Raw genomic sequence first — 15,416 nt, 5'->3', positions numbered from 1 at the left:
AATTTGCTATAATAGTAGCTATGAATAGAATTAGGGTCAGCAGACGTGTTGAAAAAAAGCTAGCTAAGGGTCTAGTTCTTTTGGAAGCGAGTGATTTAACAGATATTGAACTGACGGATCAGGCAGTAGAAGTTCTTAGTCAAGACGGGAAGTTTTTAGGGAGTGCCTATCTTTCTCAACAGAACAAGGGAATCGGTTGGTTGGTCAGCAAGGAAAAGGTTGGTTTCAATCAAGCCTTTTTTGAAATTCTGTTTCGTAAGGCCAAGGAAGCTAGAAAGCCTTATTATCAAGATGACTTGACCACTGCTTTTCGCCTTTTTAACCAAGAGGGGGATGGCTTTGGGGGTCTGACTGTTGATCTCTATGGAGATTATGCTGTCTTTTCCTGGTACAACTCCTTTGTTTACCAGATTCGTGAGCTGATCGTAAAGGCTTTTAAGGAAGTTTTTCCTGAGGTCTTGGGGGCTTATGAGAAGATTCGTTTTAAAGGTCTAGACTACGAGTCTGCCTATGTTTATGGTGAGGAAGCGCCAGACTATTTTACTGTTCTTGAGAATGGCGTTCTCTATCAAGTCTTTATGAATGATGGCTTGATGACCGGGATTTTCCTAGACCAGCATGAGGTTCGTGGGAGTCTGGTTGACGGTCTAGCCATGGGCAAATCCTTGCTCAATATGTTTTCCTATACGGCGGCCTTTTCAGTTGCTGCAGCTATGGGAGGTGCGAGTGAGACAACTTCTGTTGACTTGGCCAAACGGTCTAGAGAGCTGTCAGCAGCCCATTTTCATGCAAATGGACTTAGCACGGACAATCATCGTTTTATTGTCATGGACGTTTTTGAGTACTTCAAGTATGCCAAGCGAAAAGGCTTATCCTATGATGTGATTGTTCTTGATCCGCCTAGCTTTGCCCGCAATAAAAAACAAACATTCTCTGTAGCTAAGGACTATCACAAGTTGATTTCCCAGAGTCTAGAGATTTTAAATCCGGGAGGCATTATCATTGCCAGTACTAATGCTGCCAATGTTTCCCGCCAGAAATTTACAGAACAAATTGATAAAGGTTTTGCAGGAAGAAAATATCAAATTTTAAACCAATATGGTCTTCCAGCAGACTTTGCCTATAATAAAAAAGATGAAAGCAGTAATTACCTCAAGGTGATTAGTATGAAGGTTAGTAGATGAAATTAATCGTTTCAGTAATGCCAAGAAGTTTAGAAGAAGCACAAGAACTGGATGCCACTAGGTATGAAGATGCCGATATCATTGAGTGGCGTGCGGACTTTCTTACAAAGGACGCTATTTTACAGGTAGCACCCGCTATCTTTGAGAAATTTGCAGGACGCGAACTGGTCTTTACCCTTCGGACCCGCGCTGAGGGAGGAGAAATCGAACTTTCCTCAGAAGAGTATGTTCAAATCATCAAGGAAGTTACTCAGCTTTATCAGCCGGATTATGTAGATTTTGAGTATTTCAGCTACAAGGACGTTTTTGAGGAAATGTTGGATTTTCCAAATCTTGTTTTGAGTTACCATAATTTCCAGGAGACACCTGAAAACATGATGGAAATTTTGTCTGAGTTGACCAGTCTCTCTCCGAAAGTGGTCAAGGTATCAGTTATGGCCCATACGGAGCAGGATGTTTTAGACCTGATGAATTACACTCGAGGATTTAAAACACTCAACCCTGAGCAAGAGTACGTGACCATTTCCATGGGGAAAATGGGCAAGGTATCTCGTATCACTTCAGATGTGACAGGTTCAAGTTGGTCATTTGCTAGTCTGGATGAAGCGAGTGCCCCAGGTCAGATTTCGCTATCAAACATGAAGAAAATCAGGGAGATTTTGGATGAGGCTTGATGGCTATACACGTTTAGCTGCAGTTGTTGCAAATCCCATCAAACACTCTATTTCACCCTTTATCCACAATAGGGCCTTTGAGGCGACTGCTACCAATGGTGTCTATGTGGCTTGGGAAATCGAAGCAGGGGACTTAACGGAAACAGTCGCTAATATTCGCCGTTACCAGATGTTTGGGATTAATCTCTCCATGCCTTACAAGGAGCAAGTGATTCCTTATCTGGATGAGTTGAGTGATGAGGCTCGTTTGATTGGGGCAGTCAACACCGTTGTCAATGATAATGGCAATTTAATTGGATATAATACAGATGGCAAGGGATTCTTTAAGAGCTTGCCTTCTTTTACAATTTCAGGTAAAAAGATGGCCATACTAGGAGCAGGTGGCGCGGCCAAATCCATTTTGGCACAGGCTATTTTGGATGGCGTCAGTCAGATTTCAGTCTTTGTTCGTTCAGTTTCCATGGAAAAAACAAGACCTTATCTGACCAAGATACAGGAACAGACAGGATTTAAAGTAGACTTGTATGCTTTAGAAGATATTTCTGTCTTGCAGGAAAGGATTGCCGAGTCGGACCTGCTCGTCAATGCGACTAGTGTGGGAATGGATGGTCAGTCGTCCCCAGTTCCAGAAAGCATCAATTTGCCAGAGGCTCTCTTGGTCGCAGATATTATTTACCAACCCTTTGAAACGCCGTTTTTGAAATGGGCTAGAAGCCAGGGCAATCCAGCTGTCAATGGTCTGGGAATGTTGCTCTATCAAGCTGCTGAAGCTTTTCAATTGTGGACAGGTAAAGAAATGCCGACAGACGAGATTTGGCAGTCCTTAACAGAAAAATATAAATAGTGAAAAGGAGACCCTACTATGAAAATCAGAATCGATATTCCGCATCATCCTTATGATATTCAGATTGAAAAAGGTTGTCTGGCTCAGGCTGGTCAATGGTTGCGAGAACTCTGGCAACCACAAAAGGTAGTCATTGTGACAGATAACCATGTAGCTTCTCTCTATGCAGAGAAGGTTAAACTCAGCCTAGAAGATGCTGGTTTTCAGGTAGCTGTTTTTGACTTTTTAGAAGGCGAAGAACGAAAAAATTTAACCACTGTTCAGAAAGTCTATGAATTTCTAGTTAAGCAGGGGTTGACTCGTAGCGATGGGATCGTGGCTCTTGGTGGTGGTGTCGTTGGGGACCTAGCTGGCTTTGTGGCCTCTACCTATATGCGGGGCATTCACTTTGTTCAGATTCCGACTAGTTTGACAGCCCAGGTTGATTCTTCTATCGGCGGAAAGACGGGGGTTAATACTCCTTTTGCTAAGAATATGGTGGGAACTTTTGCCCAACCAGATGGGGTTCTGATTGACCCGCTTGTCCTTGAAACACTCGGGAAAAGAGAGTTGATTGAAGGGATGGGTGAGGTTATCAAGTATGGCTTGATTGAGGATCCAGAACTTTGGGCTCTCTTGACGGAGCTAGATGGTTCTGTAGAGAGCATTCTGGAGCATGGAGAAACTTTGATCGAACATTCTTGTCAGGTGAAGCGCAAGATGGTAGTTGAGGATGAGTTGGACAACGGGGTTCGCCTTTACCTCAATTTTGGCCACACCATTGGCCATGCCATAGAAGCAACGGCAGGTTATGGAACAGTCATGCATGGAGAAGCTGTAGCCATGGGCATGGTTCAGATTTCCAAGGTTGCTGAGGAAAAAGGCCTCATGCCAGCTGGAATAACCAAGTCCATCACAGCTATGTGTCAGAAATTTGGTTTGCCTGTTGACTATGAAAACTGGGATGTTAATAAACTTTATCAAGCTTTGACTCATGATAAGAAAGCGCGTGGGAACATCTTGAAATTGGTCTTGGTACCAGAGCTTGGTTCAGCGACCATTCACCCAGTTTCTCTGGAAGAGATGAAAGACTACTTGGTAAAATAAGGAGAACCTATGAGATATTTAACTGCGGGAGAATCACACGGACCCCGTCTGACAGCTATCATTGAAGGAATTCCTGCTGGACTTCCTTTGACAGCAGAGGACATCAATGAGGATTTGAAACGTCGTCAGGGCGGATACGGACGTGGTGGTCGTATGAAGATTGAGAGTGACCAGGTTGTCTTTACTTCGGGTGTCCGCCATGGGAAGACGACTGGGGCTCCTATTACCATGGATGTCGTCAATAAAGACCACCAAAAATGGCTGGACATCATGTCTGCTGAGGACATTGAAGATCGCCTAAAAAGCAAACGGAAAATCACTCATCCTCGTCCAGGACATGCCGATTTGGTTGGGGGGATCAAGTACCGTTTTGATGATTTGCGAAATTCTTTGGAACGTTCATCAGCTCGTGAAACCACCATGCGGGTGGCCGTTGGGGCAGTAGCCAAACGTCTCTTAGCTGAGCTAGATATGGAGATTGCCAACCATGTCGTGGTTTTTGGTGGCAAGGAAATCGATGTACCTGAAAATCTGACAATCGCTGAGATTAAGGAACGGGCTTCCCAGTCTGAAGTTTCTATTGTCAACCAAGAACGGGAACAGGAAATCAAGGACTATATTGACCAAATCAAACGTGACGGTGATACCATCGGTGGGGTTGTGGAGACAGTCGTCGGAGGTGTTCCAGTTGGCCTTGGATCTTATGTTCAATGGGACAGAAAATTGGATGCGCGATTGGCCCAAGCAGTTGTTTCTATCAATGCCTTTAAAGGGGTGGAATTTGGTCTTGGCTTTGAAACTGGTTACCGAAAAGGCAGCCAGGTTATGGATGAAATTCTCTGGTCTAAAGAAGACGGCTATACTCGTCGTACCAATAATCTAGGTGGGTTTGAAGGTGGCATGACCAATGGGCAACCCATCGTTGTTCGAGGTGTTATGAAACCCATTCCCACTCTCTATAAACCATTGATGAGTGTGGATATCGAGACTCACGAACCTTACAAGGCAACTGTAGAAAGAAGTGATCCGACCGCTCTTCCAGCAGCAGGTGTGGTCATGGAAGCCGTTGTTGCAACGGTTCTGGCACAAGAAATCCTTGAAAAATTCTCATCAGATAATCTTGAAGAATTAAAAGAGGCAGTTGCCAAGCACCGAGACTATACAAAGAACTATTAAGGAGTCCTTATGCCAAAAACCATCTATATCGCAGGTCTCGGTTTGATTGGTGCTTCGATGGCACTCGGTATCAAGCGCGATCATCCTGATTATGAAATTTTAGGTTATAATCGCAGTCAGGCTTCGAGAGACATTGCCTTGGAGCGGGGGATGATAGACCGTGCGACGGATGATTTTGCCAGTTTCGCTCCCCTAGCAGATGTCATCATTCTGACCTTGCCAATCAAACAGACCATTGCTTTTATTAAGGAGCTGGCAGATTTAGACTTGAAAGAAGGTGTCATTATCTCGGATGCCGGCTCAACCAAGTCAGCCATTGTGGAAGCAGCGGAGGAATATTTAGCTGGCAAGCCTGTCCGCTTTGTCGGGGCTCATCCCATGGCTGGTAGCCACAAGACAGGGGCTGCCTCTGCGGATGTTAATCTCTTTGAAAATGCCTACTATATCTTTACTCCATCTAGTTTGACTAGTTCAGACACGCTTGAGGAAATGAAGGACCTACTTTCAGGTCTCCATGCTCGTTTCATTGATATTGATGCCAAGGAGCACGATCGAGTAACTTCACAGATTAGCCATTTTCCCCATATCTTGGCATCAGGTCTCATGGAGCAAACAGCTGTCTATGCTCAAGATCATGAAATGGCAAGGCGCTTTGCGGCGGGTGGTTTTCGAGATATGACTCGCATTGCGGAAAGCGAGCCAGGTATGTGGACTTCCATTCTCTTGTCCAATCGTGAGACTATCCTAGATCGAATTGCGGATTTCAAGGAGCGCCTAGATGAGGTTGGACAAGCCATTAGCAGGGGAGATGAAGAGCAAATTTGGAACTTTTTCAATCAAGCACGTGAGCAACGTCAGGCCATGGAAATCCATAAACGTGGTGGTGTGGATAGTTCTTATGACCTCTATGTCGATGTTCCCGATGAAGAAGATGTTATCTTGCGAATTTTGGAATTACTTCGTGGGACTTCTTTGGTTAATATCCACATCAACGAAGAAAACCGTGAAGATGTTCACGGGATTCTACAAATTTCCTTTAAAAATGCTCAGGATATGGAACGAGCTGAGCGCTTAATTACAGAAAATACGGACTACACAGTCGTCATCAAATAAGGAGAAAATCATGTCAAATATTTACGATAGTGCAAATGAACTTAGTCGTGGATTACGCGAATTACCAGAATACAAGGCGGTTAAGGCAGCCAAAGATGCCATCCAAGCTGATGAACAAGCTAGCAAGATTTTTGCAGACTATATCGCCTTCCAGCAAGAAATCCAAGTCATGGCTCAAACTGGACAAATGCCAGATACCTCTTTCCAAGAAAAGATGCAGTCCTTCAGTAAGCAAATCCAAGAGAATGCTCTTTTGTCAGATTTTTTTGCCAAACAGCAACAATTGTCTATTTACCTTTCTGACATTGAAAAAATTGTCTTTGAACCTGTTTCGGAATTATTGAAATAGTATTTTATCTGTATAAAAGCCAGAAATTTCAGGAATTTCTGGCTTTTTTGTGATAAAATAAGAAAAGTATTGCAAGTATGAGGTCAACTATGAAACTAAAAACAAACATTCGCCACTTACATGGCAGTATCCGAGTTCCAGGTGACAAGTCTATCAGTCACCGTTCGATTATTTTTGGAAGTTTGGCTGAGGGCGAGACTAAGGTTTATGATATTCTGCGTGGAGAGGATGTACTTTCAACCATGCAGGTTTTTCGTGACCTTGGTGTTGAAATTGAGGACAAAGATGGGGTTATTACCATTCAAGGTGTTGGAATGGATGGCTTAAAAGCTCCGCAAAACGCCTTGGATATGGGGAATTCTGGCACCTCGATTCGCCTGATCTCAGGTGTCCTTGCTGGTGCAGACTTCGAAGTAGAGATGTTTGGAGATGATAGTCTTTCTAAACGTCCTATGGATCGTGTGACGATTCCATTGAAAAAAATGGGCGTCAGCATTTCGGGACAAACTGAGCGAGACCTGCCTCCTCTTCGCCTCAAAGGAACAAAAAATCTAACACCTATTCATTATGAGTTACCAATCGCCTCTGCTCAAGTCAAGTCTGCCTTGATATTTGCAGCCTTGCAGGCTCAGGGGGAGTCCGTTATTATTGAAAAAGAGTGTACTCGAAACCACACCGAAGATATGCTACAGCAATTTGGTGGTCAATTAAGTGTGGACGGAAAGAAAATCACAGTTCAAGGACCGCAAAAACTGACTGGACAAAAGGTTATAATTCCAGGAGATATTTCCAGTGCAGCCTTTTGGTTGGTCGCAGGTTTGATTGTTCCAGATTCTCGTGTGGTGCTGCAGAATGTGGGCATCAATGAAACGCGTACTGGTATTATTGATGTCATTCGCGCCATGGGTGGAAAACTAGAAATAACTGAAATCGATCCAGTCGCTAAATCAGCAACCCTGACTGTCGAATCTTCAGACCTGAAAGGAACAGAGATTGGTGGAGCTTTGATTCCACGCTTGATTGATGAATTACCTATTATTGCCCTTTTAGCGACACAAGCGCAAGGTGTAACAGTCATTAAGGATGCTGAGGAACTCAAGGTCAAGGAAACTGACCGCATTCAGGTGGTGGCTGATGCCTTAAATAGCATGGGAGCGGACATCACCCCCACAGCAGATGGGATGATTATCAAAGGGAAATCAGCCCTTCATGGCGCTAGAGTCAATACGTTTGGTGACCATCGAATTGGAATGATGACAGCCATTGCAGCCCTCTTGGTTGCGGATGGAGAAGTGGAACTTGACCGTGCTGAAGCCATCAACACTAGCTATCCTAGCTTCTTTGATGATTTGGAGAGCATGACTCATGGCTAAGGTATTACTTGGATTTATGGGGGCAGGCAAGTCGACAATCGCTAGAGGCTTGGACCCAGACTATATCGATATGGATGCCTTAATCGAGGAACATTTGGGCATGTCCATTGCGGATTTCTTCGCTGAAAAAGGAGAAGTGGCATTTCGTCAAATAGAGTCAGAAGTCCTAGCTGACTTACTAAAAACGGACCGAGTTGTGTCAACTGGCGGAGGAGTTATCATTTCTCAGAGAAATCGTGACTTGCTCAAAACCAATCCTGATAACATCTACCTAAAAACAGATTTTGAAACCCTCTACCAACGTATCGCAGCTGATAAGGACCATCAGCGCCCGCTCTTTCTTAACAGAAGTAAGGAAGAACTAGCAGCTATTTTCCATGAAAGACAAGCTTGGTATGAGGAAGTAGCCAGTCGGGTTTTGGATGTGACCAAGTTAAGCCCAGAGGAAATTATAGAGGAACTGAGATGAAAATTGCCTATCTAGGTCCCAAGGGATCTTTTTCGCATCATGTTGTGCAGACAGCTTTTCCCAAAGAGGAATTGCAGGCTTTTGCCAATATCACAGATGTCATCAAGGCCTATGAACAAGGCTTGGTGGACTATTCGGTGGTGCCAGTTGAAAATTCTATCGAGGGTAGCGTTCATGAAAGCTTGGATTACCTTTTTCACCAGGCTCGCATCCAAGCAGTTGCAGAAATCGTTCAACCCATTCACCAGCAGTTGATGGTAGTTCCAGGTCAGTCAAAAATTGAGAAAATCTTTTCCCATCCTCAGGCTCTGGCTCAAGGAAAGAAATTCATCGATGAACACTATCCCGAGGCTCAAATCGAGGTGACTGCTAGTACAGCCTATGCGGCTCGCTTTATTTCGGAACATCCAGACCAACCTTATGCAGCTATTGCTCCTAAAAGTTCAGCTGAAGAATATGGCTTGGAATTAATTGCAGAGGATATTCAGGAAATGGAAGCCAATTTCACACGTTTTTGGGTGTTAGGGGCAGAGATACCGAAGATTCCTTTGAACTCGCAAGCTGAAAAAATGAGTTTGGCCTTGACCTTGCCAGACAACTTACCTGGTGCTCTTTACAAGGCACTTTCGACCTTTGCTTGGAGAGGGATTGACTTAACAAAGATTGAAAGTCGCCCCCTTAAAACAGCCTTAGGAGAATACTTTTTCATTATCGATGTAGACTATAGTGACAAAGAACTGGTTCATTTTGCAAGACAAGAACTAGAAGCCATTGGGATCCAGCACAAGATACTGGGAACCTACCCGATTTTTACCATAACTGATATAGAAAAGGAGAGTCAATGAGCAAAGAAAATCCTTTAAGTCATCATGAGCAGTTACGTTATGACTATCTCTTCAAAAATATCCATTACCTCAACGACCGTGAACGGAGGGAGTTTGATTATCTGCAACAGAAGATGGCAGGTCTCAAGTCTGAAGTTCACCATTTCTACCAAGAAGAAAAAGAAGAAACTTGGGGTAGAGATATTGATCTTCCGACTTATGGCAGTAGAAGTCGGTCTAAGAAACGTGAAAAGGTAGCTCCTCAACCTAAAGTCAAAAAGAAAAAGAGAAGAATTGGCTTCAAACGAATATTGACTTGGTTCTTGCTGTTGATTACATGTGTGGCTGCAGGGATGATTTTCATGTTTCTTCGAGGGTTCCAGTCAGCAGCCAATCCAACAAATAAACCAGCTGACGCCAAGGCAGCTCAAGTAGAGGTCTTTAACGGTCAGGATACCAAAGATGGTGTGAATATTTTAGTCATGGGGACAGATGGCCGTATCGGTCAAAATAGTGCGGAGACACGTACCGACACAATCATGGTGCTGAATGTCAGCGGATCAGATAAGAAGCTCAAGTTAGTCAGCTTTATGCGTGACAACTTGGTTTATATCGACGGGTACAGTAAGATTGTAAATGGCCAGAAACAGACGGATAACAAACTAAATGTTGCCTATGAACTTGGGGAACAAGAAGGGCAAAAAGGGGCTGAAATGGTCCGCAAGGTTCTAAAAGACAACTTTGATTTGGATATTAAGTACTATGCTCTAGTTGACTTCCAGGCCTTTGCAACAGCTATTGATACCCTCTTCCCTGACGGAGTAACGATTGATGCCCAATTCTCAACATTGAATGGTCAACCTTTAACAGAAGCCACAGTTGGAGATGACCTTCATGCAACAGAGACAGAATCGCCAACCCAAACCATCAAAGTTGGAAAACAGCAGATGAATGGCTCCACCTTGCTGAACTATGCTCGCTTCCGCGATGATGATGAGGGAGACTATGGCCGTACCAAACGTCAGCAACAAGTCATGTCAGCAGTTCTTGAGCAAATCAAAGATCCAACCAAGCTCTTTACGGGATCAGAGGCACTTGGAAAAGTCTTTGGCATGACATCAACAAATCTACCATATAGCTTCTTGTTGACCAATGGCTTATCTGTCCTAGAAGGTGCTCAAAATGGCATTGAAAGACTCACCGTCCCAGAACTTGGTGACTGGGTAGACGCTTATGATATCTATGGTGGACAAGGACTTCTAGTTGATCAAAATAAATACCAGACCAAACTCGCCCAAATGGGAATGAGATAGAATACTATAAAAAAATCAAAGTTTGAATCACCAGTGAAAAAGTGGTTTAGGCTTTGATTTTTCTTAGTATCTGATGGATTTTTAGGGCTTTTTTATGGTATAATAAAACGATATAACTCGTTATTGGACAGAAGAGGAGAGACATGAGTGATTTGAAAGCGATTCAGGCTCGTAGTCTGGAAATGGCTGAATATTTCGTCGCATTTTGTAAAGAACATGATTTGTTGTGCTATCTCTGTGGTGGAGGAGCCATTGGCGCCCTTCGTAATAAGGGCTTCATTCCTTGGGATGATGATCTAGACTTTTTCATGCCACGTAAGGACTATGAAAAATTAGCAGAACTGTGGCCACGTTATGCAGACGAGCGTTATTTCTTGTCAAAGAGTAACAAAGATTTTGTAGACCGTAACCTTTTTATTACCATTCGTGACAAGGAAACCACTTGTATCAAGCCTTATCAGAAGGATTTGGATTTGCCACACGGTTTAGCCTTGGATGTGTTGCCTTTAGATTATTATCCTAAAAATCCAGCTGAGCGTAAGAAACAGGTTCGTTGGGCCTTGATTTATTCACTCTTTTGCGCCCAAACTATCCCAGAAAAGCATGGTGCCATAATGAAATGGGGAAGTCGCATCTTACTCGGCCTGACTCCAAAATCTCTACGTTATCGCATTTGGAAAAAAGCTGAAAAAGAAATGACCAAGTATGGTCTGGCTGAGAGCGATGGAATTACGGAATTATGCTCAGGTCCTGGCTACATGCGAAACAAATACCCAATCGCATCCTTTGAAGACAATCTCTTTTTGCCATTTGAAGGAACTGAGATGCCCATCCCAGTCGGTTATGATGCCTATCTCAGCACTGCTTTTGGGGACTATATGACACCGCCACCAGCGGACAAGCAAGTACCGCATCATGATGCTATTATAGCAGACATGGACAAGAGCTACACAGAGTACAAGGGAGAATACGGAGCATGATGGGAGAAAAAATAAGCGTTATCGTTCCGGTATACAATGTAGAAGCCTATCTGGAGCGATGTGTGGAGTCGATTCTTCAACAGACTTATGCCCATTTTGAGTTAATCCTAATCAATGATGGTTCTACTGATTCCAGTGGACAGATCTGTGATCACTTAGCGTCTCAGTATGAGAATATCAAGGTTTATCATATCGAAAATGCTGGTGTTTCAAATGCTAGAAATATGGGAATTCAGCTAGCAACGGGTTCTTGGGTTACCTTTATTGATAGCGATGATTTCGTTACCCAGGATTACCTAGCTACTTTAGCAAGTGCAGCTGAAGGGTTGAATGTAGGCTTTGTAATTGCTCCTCTGCACCATATCAAAAACGGAATTGTAACAGACCTACCTTCACATTCAGGAAAAACAGAACTCTGGTCAACAGAAGAAACCATGAAGGAACTACTGATGACTACCAGAACATCATTTTTTCCAGTTGCAAAACTGTTTAAGAGAGACCTGCTTGCGGATGAAAAGTTTAATACAAACTATCACCTAGCTGAAGATGCCCTTTTTTTAACTGAATTGCTACTAAAGACAAGATGCAGTTGCGTATTTATTGACAAACCTGTTTATTTTTATGACCATCGTGAGGGAAGTGCAACAACATCTGTTAATCGACATGTATTTGACACGATAGAAGTTTATCAGCAAATAATTGCTCAAGTTTCACAAGCCTTCCCTAATTTAAAATACGAATTAATAAATAGAGAATGTTGGTCGTACATCACAGTTTACGATAAAATTATCTTTACTTCACGTGAAGAGTATCAAAAGGAGAAAGCCGAGCTGAGGAATTGGATTGTTCAGCACCGACGCGAAATATGGAAGGATGCTTATTTCACTACTTTTCGCAAGGTAGCGATCCTTTCACTTGTCATTTCTCCATGGCTATATAAGAAAATTGTTGGATTGAAAAACTAATATCATGAGAAGGAGTTGAAAATGAATTTTTCAAAAATGGATGAATACTTTGAAAAATCAAAACTATGGATTGCGTATCTATTTGTTTTTATTTCGATTTTAAGTATGAGTTCACTGGTTTATAAGATAGCAAATCCCCTCTACAAGGGATTATCAGCGATTGTAGTGCTTTATATTTGCTATACCTTATTGTTTAAGTGGAAAGAAATCACAGCAGATCGTAAATTTCTATCCTTATTTGGACTCTTAGCTGGAAGTCATCTGCTATCAGCTATTTTCAATCGCTCTGGACATCTGATTGGAAATGTGATTGAAATCCTCTTCATGGTAACCTATGTTTTATTATTTACCATGTTACAATCAGGGCAACTTAAAAAATTATTTGACTGGATTGCCTATACGGTTCAAATTGTATCTTTTTCTTCAGCAATTTTTGCGTTTGGTTTATTGGTAAGTAGAGTCCTTATCCTATTTAAGATTGGCGAACAATCTTATTACTATGGTGTCATGAATGGACGTCTGTGGGGGATTGTCAATCCAAATGCTAGTGCGATATTTTCATACATTAGCATTATTTTGGCTATGTATTTGATCCATAAAGGAAGTAAATATTCTGTTTATCTTAAACTGAACAATGTGATTCAATTCGTTTACTTCGCAACGATGCAAAGTCGAGGAGCCTTACTTTCTTTACTTCTCATGATTGGACTCTATAGTTTCTTTGCTACTAGAGGAAGTATCGTTAAACGCTTCCTCACTTTTATAGTTGCTGGTTTGCTGATTACTGCAACTAATATTGGATTAAGCTATGTAACTTCAATCTATATCTCATCTGAAACTGCGACTGTCTTAGATTTAAACAAAGGACAATCCTATGCTGAGACAGATTCGTCTGTCACTAAGAAGAACGGTGAGCTCCATCTGATTGAAACAACACCAAGTGGTAGAACCTATATCTGGAAAAATGCCATCAAGATGGGAAGTGCCAAACCAATTTTTGGTTATGGTGTACGAAATGTTCCAGATTACTACACAGAATATTTCAGTAAATTTGAGATTCAAAACTCCCTTATCGGTGGGAATTTCCATAACATTTTTGTGACCATATTTGTCAGTTCGGGAGTTCTAGGTTTGGTATCCTTCCTTCTTGTACTGGCTTATGTCATCAAGCGCTTTTTAACGTATTTGATTGTTTCCAAGAAACATACTGATAAATTGATCATGATCCTATTCTTTGGTATCTTGTTTGGTCAATTATTTGAAAGTCAGATTATGTATTCAACCAACTTTATTAATATCATCTTCTGGCTAGCGATTGGCTATGGACTCGTAGTCTGCAAACGAGATGAAGGAGTTCGGTACCAAGAAGTAACAGACATCAATGAAATTCAACAAATGGAACTTGGAATCATGGAGTATATTCATGAAGTTTGTCAGAAAATTGGAGTCAAGTATTTCTTAGCATATGGAAGTCTAATTGGTGCTGTACGCCATAAAGGATTTATCCCTTGGGATGATGACATGGATATCTGCATGTTACGAGAAGATTATGAAAAATTGCAAGACTACCTTATCGCTAACCCTGATGAACGTTACGAGGTCATGTCTTATAAAAACAATCTCAACTATGTCTATCCCTTCATGAAAGTGCAGGATAACCATACCTACTTGCTGGAAGAAGATGTTCGCATCGATTCGAATATGGGAATCTATGTAGATATTTTCCCTGTAGATGGCTACGAGGATGACGTACAATTTAAAAACAAGATGACGAAACTGATAAAGAAACGTCAATTGAGTTGCTATACCTTCAAAGGCATTACCAATACAAAAAGTGTACTGAATTCACTGCTACGTTATGTGTCAGTTATTATTTTCTATTTCACCAATACGAACAAATACGTTGCCCAGATTGAAGAGCTTGCAAAATCCCGTAAAGTCTCAGATTATGAGCAAGTGGATTATCTTATCTACAAGGATATGAACAAACCAGTGTGGAGACGTGAATGGCTGGAACAAGTTACTACTGGAACATTTGAAGGTAAGGAATTTACCATTCCGAAGAACTATCATGAAATTTTGACCTCAGACTACGGAGACTATATGCAATTGCCACCGGTTGAACAAAGAGTATCTCATCATGATTTTAAATTATGGAAGATTGTTAAAAGGTCTAAATGACGGGATTGGGATTAAGAAACGTTTAAAAATATAGTCAAATTTAGGAGAATAGAACCTATGTCTGAAAGAACTTTAACTCTTGAAGAAATCAAGCAAGTAGAATTGGATATTTTAAAGTATCTACATGATCTTTGTGAACAACATCAAATCAAATACTTTATTGATTTTGGAACCTTACTAGGAGCTGTACGCCATAAAGGATTTATCCCTTGGGATGATGATACAGATATTTCCTTAGCGCGTGATGAATTTGAAAAACTTTACAAGGTTTTACAAAATGAAAATCATCCCTACTACAAATTGATTTCATTCAGAGAAACAAAGGGATATCCATACAGTTATATGAGAGTCTATGATGTAAGGACTCGTCGAGATGCTAACCTCGTAGACCCAACGGTCGTATTGGGAACTTGTGTTGACATTTTTCCATATGATGGTGTCGTAACACAGGAAAGTGACCGTAAGAAAATGAAGCTCTACAAATATTTCATTCGCCTTTCTTCATTGAATTTTAAAGGGATCAAGTCTGAGAATGGTGGACTTAAGAACCTCCCTCGTTATATGGGATCAGCGATTTTCCGCTTAACTTCCCCACAGCTATGGAATCAAAAATTAGAGAGCCTTGCTTTAAAGTATAGTGTAGATCAAGCAACAGATCTTACTTGTACTATCTATGACCCTTATTATCCAAATGGTATAAAAAAAGAATGGCTCTATGATTTGATTGATATGCCCTATGAAGACATTGTGGTCAAGGTTCCGAGAAAATACCATGAAATACTTGTCTACGAATTTGGAGAAAACTATATGACTCCACCTCCTATTGAGCAACAAGTCCCAGGAGGGGATAAAAATTATTGGATTGATTAGATTAAAAAAGTTGCT

15 protein-coding genes are annotated in these 15,416 nt (G+C 41.7%); all 15 read left to right on the top strand.

What is annotated here, in order from left to right; all coding sequences use genetic code 11:
• Nucleotides 1-20 precede the first annotated feature (20 nt).
• Complete coding sequence (locus ADM50_RS07360) at nucleotides 21-1,184, top strand: class I SAM-dependent rRNA methyltransferase (RefSeq protein WP_049485111.1); 1,164 nt, start codon at nucleotides 21-23, stop codon at nucleotides 1,182-1,184.
• Nucleotides 1,181-1,858: a type I 3-dehydroquinate dehydratase gene (aroD, locus tag ADM50_RS07355; protein ID WP_000767778.1), complete on the top strand. Its 678-nt coding sequence runs from the start codon at nucleotides 1,181-1,183 to the stop codon at nucleotides 1,856-1,858. Before ADM50_RS07360 ends, aroD begins: the two co-directional genes overlap by 4 nt.
• Nucleotides 1,848-2,702, top strand: coding sequence for a shikimate dehydrogenase (locus ADM50_RS07350; protein WP_049485110.1), 855 nt, complete (start codon nucleotides 1,848-1,850; stop codon nucleotides 2,700-2,702). Before aroD ends, ADM50_RS07350 begins: the two co-directional genes overlap by 11 nt.
• Nucleotides 2,703-2,720: 18 nt before the next feature.
• Nucleotides 2,721-3,788, top strand: coding sequence for a 3-dehydroquinate synthase (gene aroB, locus ADM50_RS07345; RefSeq protein WP_049485108.1), 1,068 nt, complete (start codon nucleotides 2,721-2,723; stop codon nucleotides 3,786-3,788).
• Between the two features lie 9 nt (nucleotides 3,789-3,797).
• Nucleotides 3,798-4,964, top strand: coding sequence for a chorismate synthase (aroC, locus tag ADM50_RS07340; protein ID WP_049485106.1), 1,167 nt, complete (start codon nucleotides 3,798-3,800; stop codon nucleotides 4,962-4,964).
• A 9-nt stretch (nucleotides 4,965-4,973) separates the two neighbouring features.
• Nucleotides 4,974-6,077, top strand: coding sequence for a prephenate dehydrogenase (locus ADM50_RS07335; protein WP_049485105.1), 1,104 nt, complete (start codon nucleotides 4,974-4,976; stop codon nucleotides 6,075-6,077).
• Nucleotides 6,078-6,087: 10 nt separating this feature from the next.
• Nucleotides 6,088-6,426 carry a YlbF/YmcA family competence regulator gene (locus ADM50_RS07330; RefSeq protein ID WP_049485104.1) on the top strand — a complete coding sequence of 113 codons (339 nt, stop codon included), beginning with the start codon at nucleotides 6,088-6,090 and terminating at the stop codon, nucleotides 6,424-6,426.
• 89 nt (nucleotides 6,427-6,515) lie between these two features.
• Nucleotides 6,516-7,799 carry a 3-phosphoshikimate 1-carboxyvinyltransferase gene (gene aroA / locus ADM50_RS07325; protein WP_049485103.1) on the top strand — a complete coding sequence of 428 codons (1,284 nt, stop codon included), beginning with the start codon at nucleotides 6,516-6,518 and terminating at the stop codon, nucleotides 7,797-7,799.
• Nucleotides 7,792-8,268 (top strand): shikimate kinase, encoded by a 477-nt coding sequence (locus tag ADM50_RS07320; protein WP_049485102.1) that lies wholly within the window; start codon nucleotides 7,792-7,794, stop codon nucleotides 8,266-8,268. Before aroA ends, ADM50_RS07320 begins: the two co-directional genes overlap by 8 nt.
• Nucleotides 8,265-9,113, top strand: a complete 849-nt coding sequence (gene pheA / locus ADM50_RS07315; protein ID WP_049485101.1) for a prephenate dehydratase — start codon at nucleotides 8,265-8,267, stop codon at nucleotides 9,111-9,113. Before ADM50_RS07320 ends, pheA begins: the two co-directional genes overlap by 4 nt.
• Complete coding sequence (locus ADM50_RS07310) at nucleotides 9,110-10,405, top strand: LCP family protein (RefSeq protein ID WP_049485100.1); 1,296 nt, start codon at nucleotides 9,110-9,112, stop codon at nucleotides 10,403-10,405. Before pheA ends, ADM50_RS07310 begins: the two co-directional genes overlap by 4 nt.
• 143 nt (nucleotides 10,406-10,548) lie before the next feature.
• Nucleotides 10,549-11,385 (top strand): LicD family protein, encoded by an 837-nt coding sequence (locus ADM50_RS07305; protein ID WP_049485098.1) that lies wholly within the window; start codon nucleotides 10,549-10,551, stop codon nucleotides 11,383-11,385.
• Nucleotides 11,382-12,350, top strand: a complete 969-nt coding sequence (locus ADM50_RS07300) for a glycosyltransferase family 2 protein (protein ID WP_049485097.1) — start codon at nucleotides 11,382-11,384, stop codon at nucleotides 12,348-12,350. The genes ADM50_RS07305 and ADM50_RS07300 overlap by 4 nt, the downstream gene beginning before the upstream one ends.
• 21 nt (nucleotides 12,351-12,371) lie before the next feature.
• The gene (locus ADM50_RS07295; protein ID WP_001011684.1) at nucleotides 12,372-14,531 is read left to right on the top strand and encodes a LicD family protein; all 2,160 of its coding nucleotides are present in this window, start codon (nucleotides 12,372-12,374) and stop codon (nucleotides 14,529-14,531) included.
• Between the two features lie 57 nt (nucleotides 14,532-14,588).
• Nucleotides 14,589-15,401, top strand: a complete 813-nt coding sequence (locus ADM50_RS07290) for a LicD family protein (RefSeq protein WP_000004176.1) — start codon at nucleotides 14,589-14,591, stop codon at nucleotides 15,399-15,401.
• Nucleotides 15,402-15,416: the final 15 nt, after the last annotated feature.

It is taken from the genome of Streptococcus oralis, assembly GCF_001075675.1.
Lineage (GTDB): Bacteria > Bacillota > Bacilli > Lactobacillales > Streptococcaceae > Streptococcus > Streptococcus oralis_V.
Note: the sequence above shows the minus strand (reverse complement) of the source record. Positions and strands in the feature narration are given on the sequence as shown.

Bases quoted from the DNA above. Each gene is read 5' to 3' on its own strand.
- ADM50_RS07360 (WP_049485111.1), top strand. From the start codon at position 21: ATGAATAGAATTAGGGTCAGCAGACGTGTTGAAAAAAAGCTAGCTAAG.
- aroD (WP_000767778.1), top strand. From the start codon at position 1,181: ATGAAATTAATCGTTTCAGTAATGCCAAGAAGTTTAGAAGAAGCACAA.
- ADM50_RS07350 (WP_049485110.1), top strand. From the start codon at position 1,848: ATGAGGCTTGATGGCTATACACGTTTAGCTGCAGTTGTTGCAAATCCC.
- aroB (WP_049485108.1), top strand. From the start codon at position 2,721: ATGAAAATCAGAATCGATATTCCGCATCATCCTTATGATATTCAGATT.
- aroC (WP_049485106.1), top strand. From the start codon at position 3,798: ATGAGATATTTAACTGCGGGAGAATCACACGGACCCCGTCTGACAGCT.
- ADM50_RS07335 (WP_049485105.1), top strand. From the start codon at position 4,974: ATGCCAAAAACCATCTATATCGCAGGTCTCGGTTTGATTGGTGCTTCG.
- ADM50_RS07330 (WP_049485104.1), top strand. From the start codon at position 6,088: ATGTCAAATATTTACGATAGTGCAAATGAACTTAGTCGTGGATTACGC.
- aroA (WP_049485103.1), top strand. From the start codon at position 6,516: ATGAAACTAAAAACAAACATTCGCCACTTACATGGCAGTATCCGAGTT.
- ADM50_RS07320 (WP_049485102.1), top strand. From the start codon at position 7,792: ATGGCTAAGGTATTACTTGGATTTATGGGGGCAGGCAAGTCGACAATC.
- pheA (WP_049485101.1), top strand. From the start codon at position 8,265: ATGAAAATTGCCTATCTAGGTCCCAAGGGATCTTTTTCGCATCATGTT.
- ADM50_RS07310 (WP_049485100.1), top strand. From the start codon at position 9,110: ATGAGCAAAGAAAATCCTTTAAGTCATCATGAGCAGTTACGTTATGAC.
- ADM50_RS07305 (WP_049485098.1), top strand. From the start codon at position 10,549: ATGAGTGATTTGAAAGCGATTCAGGCTCGTAGTCTGGAAATGGCTGAA.
- ADM50_RS07300 (WP_049485097.1), top strand. From the start codon at position 11,382: ATGATGGGAGAAAAAATAAGCGTTATCGTTCCGGTATACAATGTAGAA.
- ADM50_RS07295 (WP_001011684.1), top strand. From the start codon at position 12,372: ATGAATTTTTCAAAAATGGATGAATACTTTGAAAAATCAAAACTATGG.
- ADM50_RS07290 (WP_000004176.1), top strand. From the start codon at position 14,589: ATGTCTGAAAGAACTTTAACTCTTGAAGAAATCAAGCAAGTAGAATTG.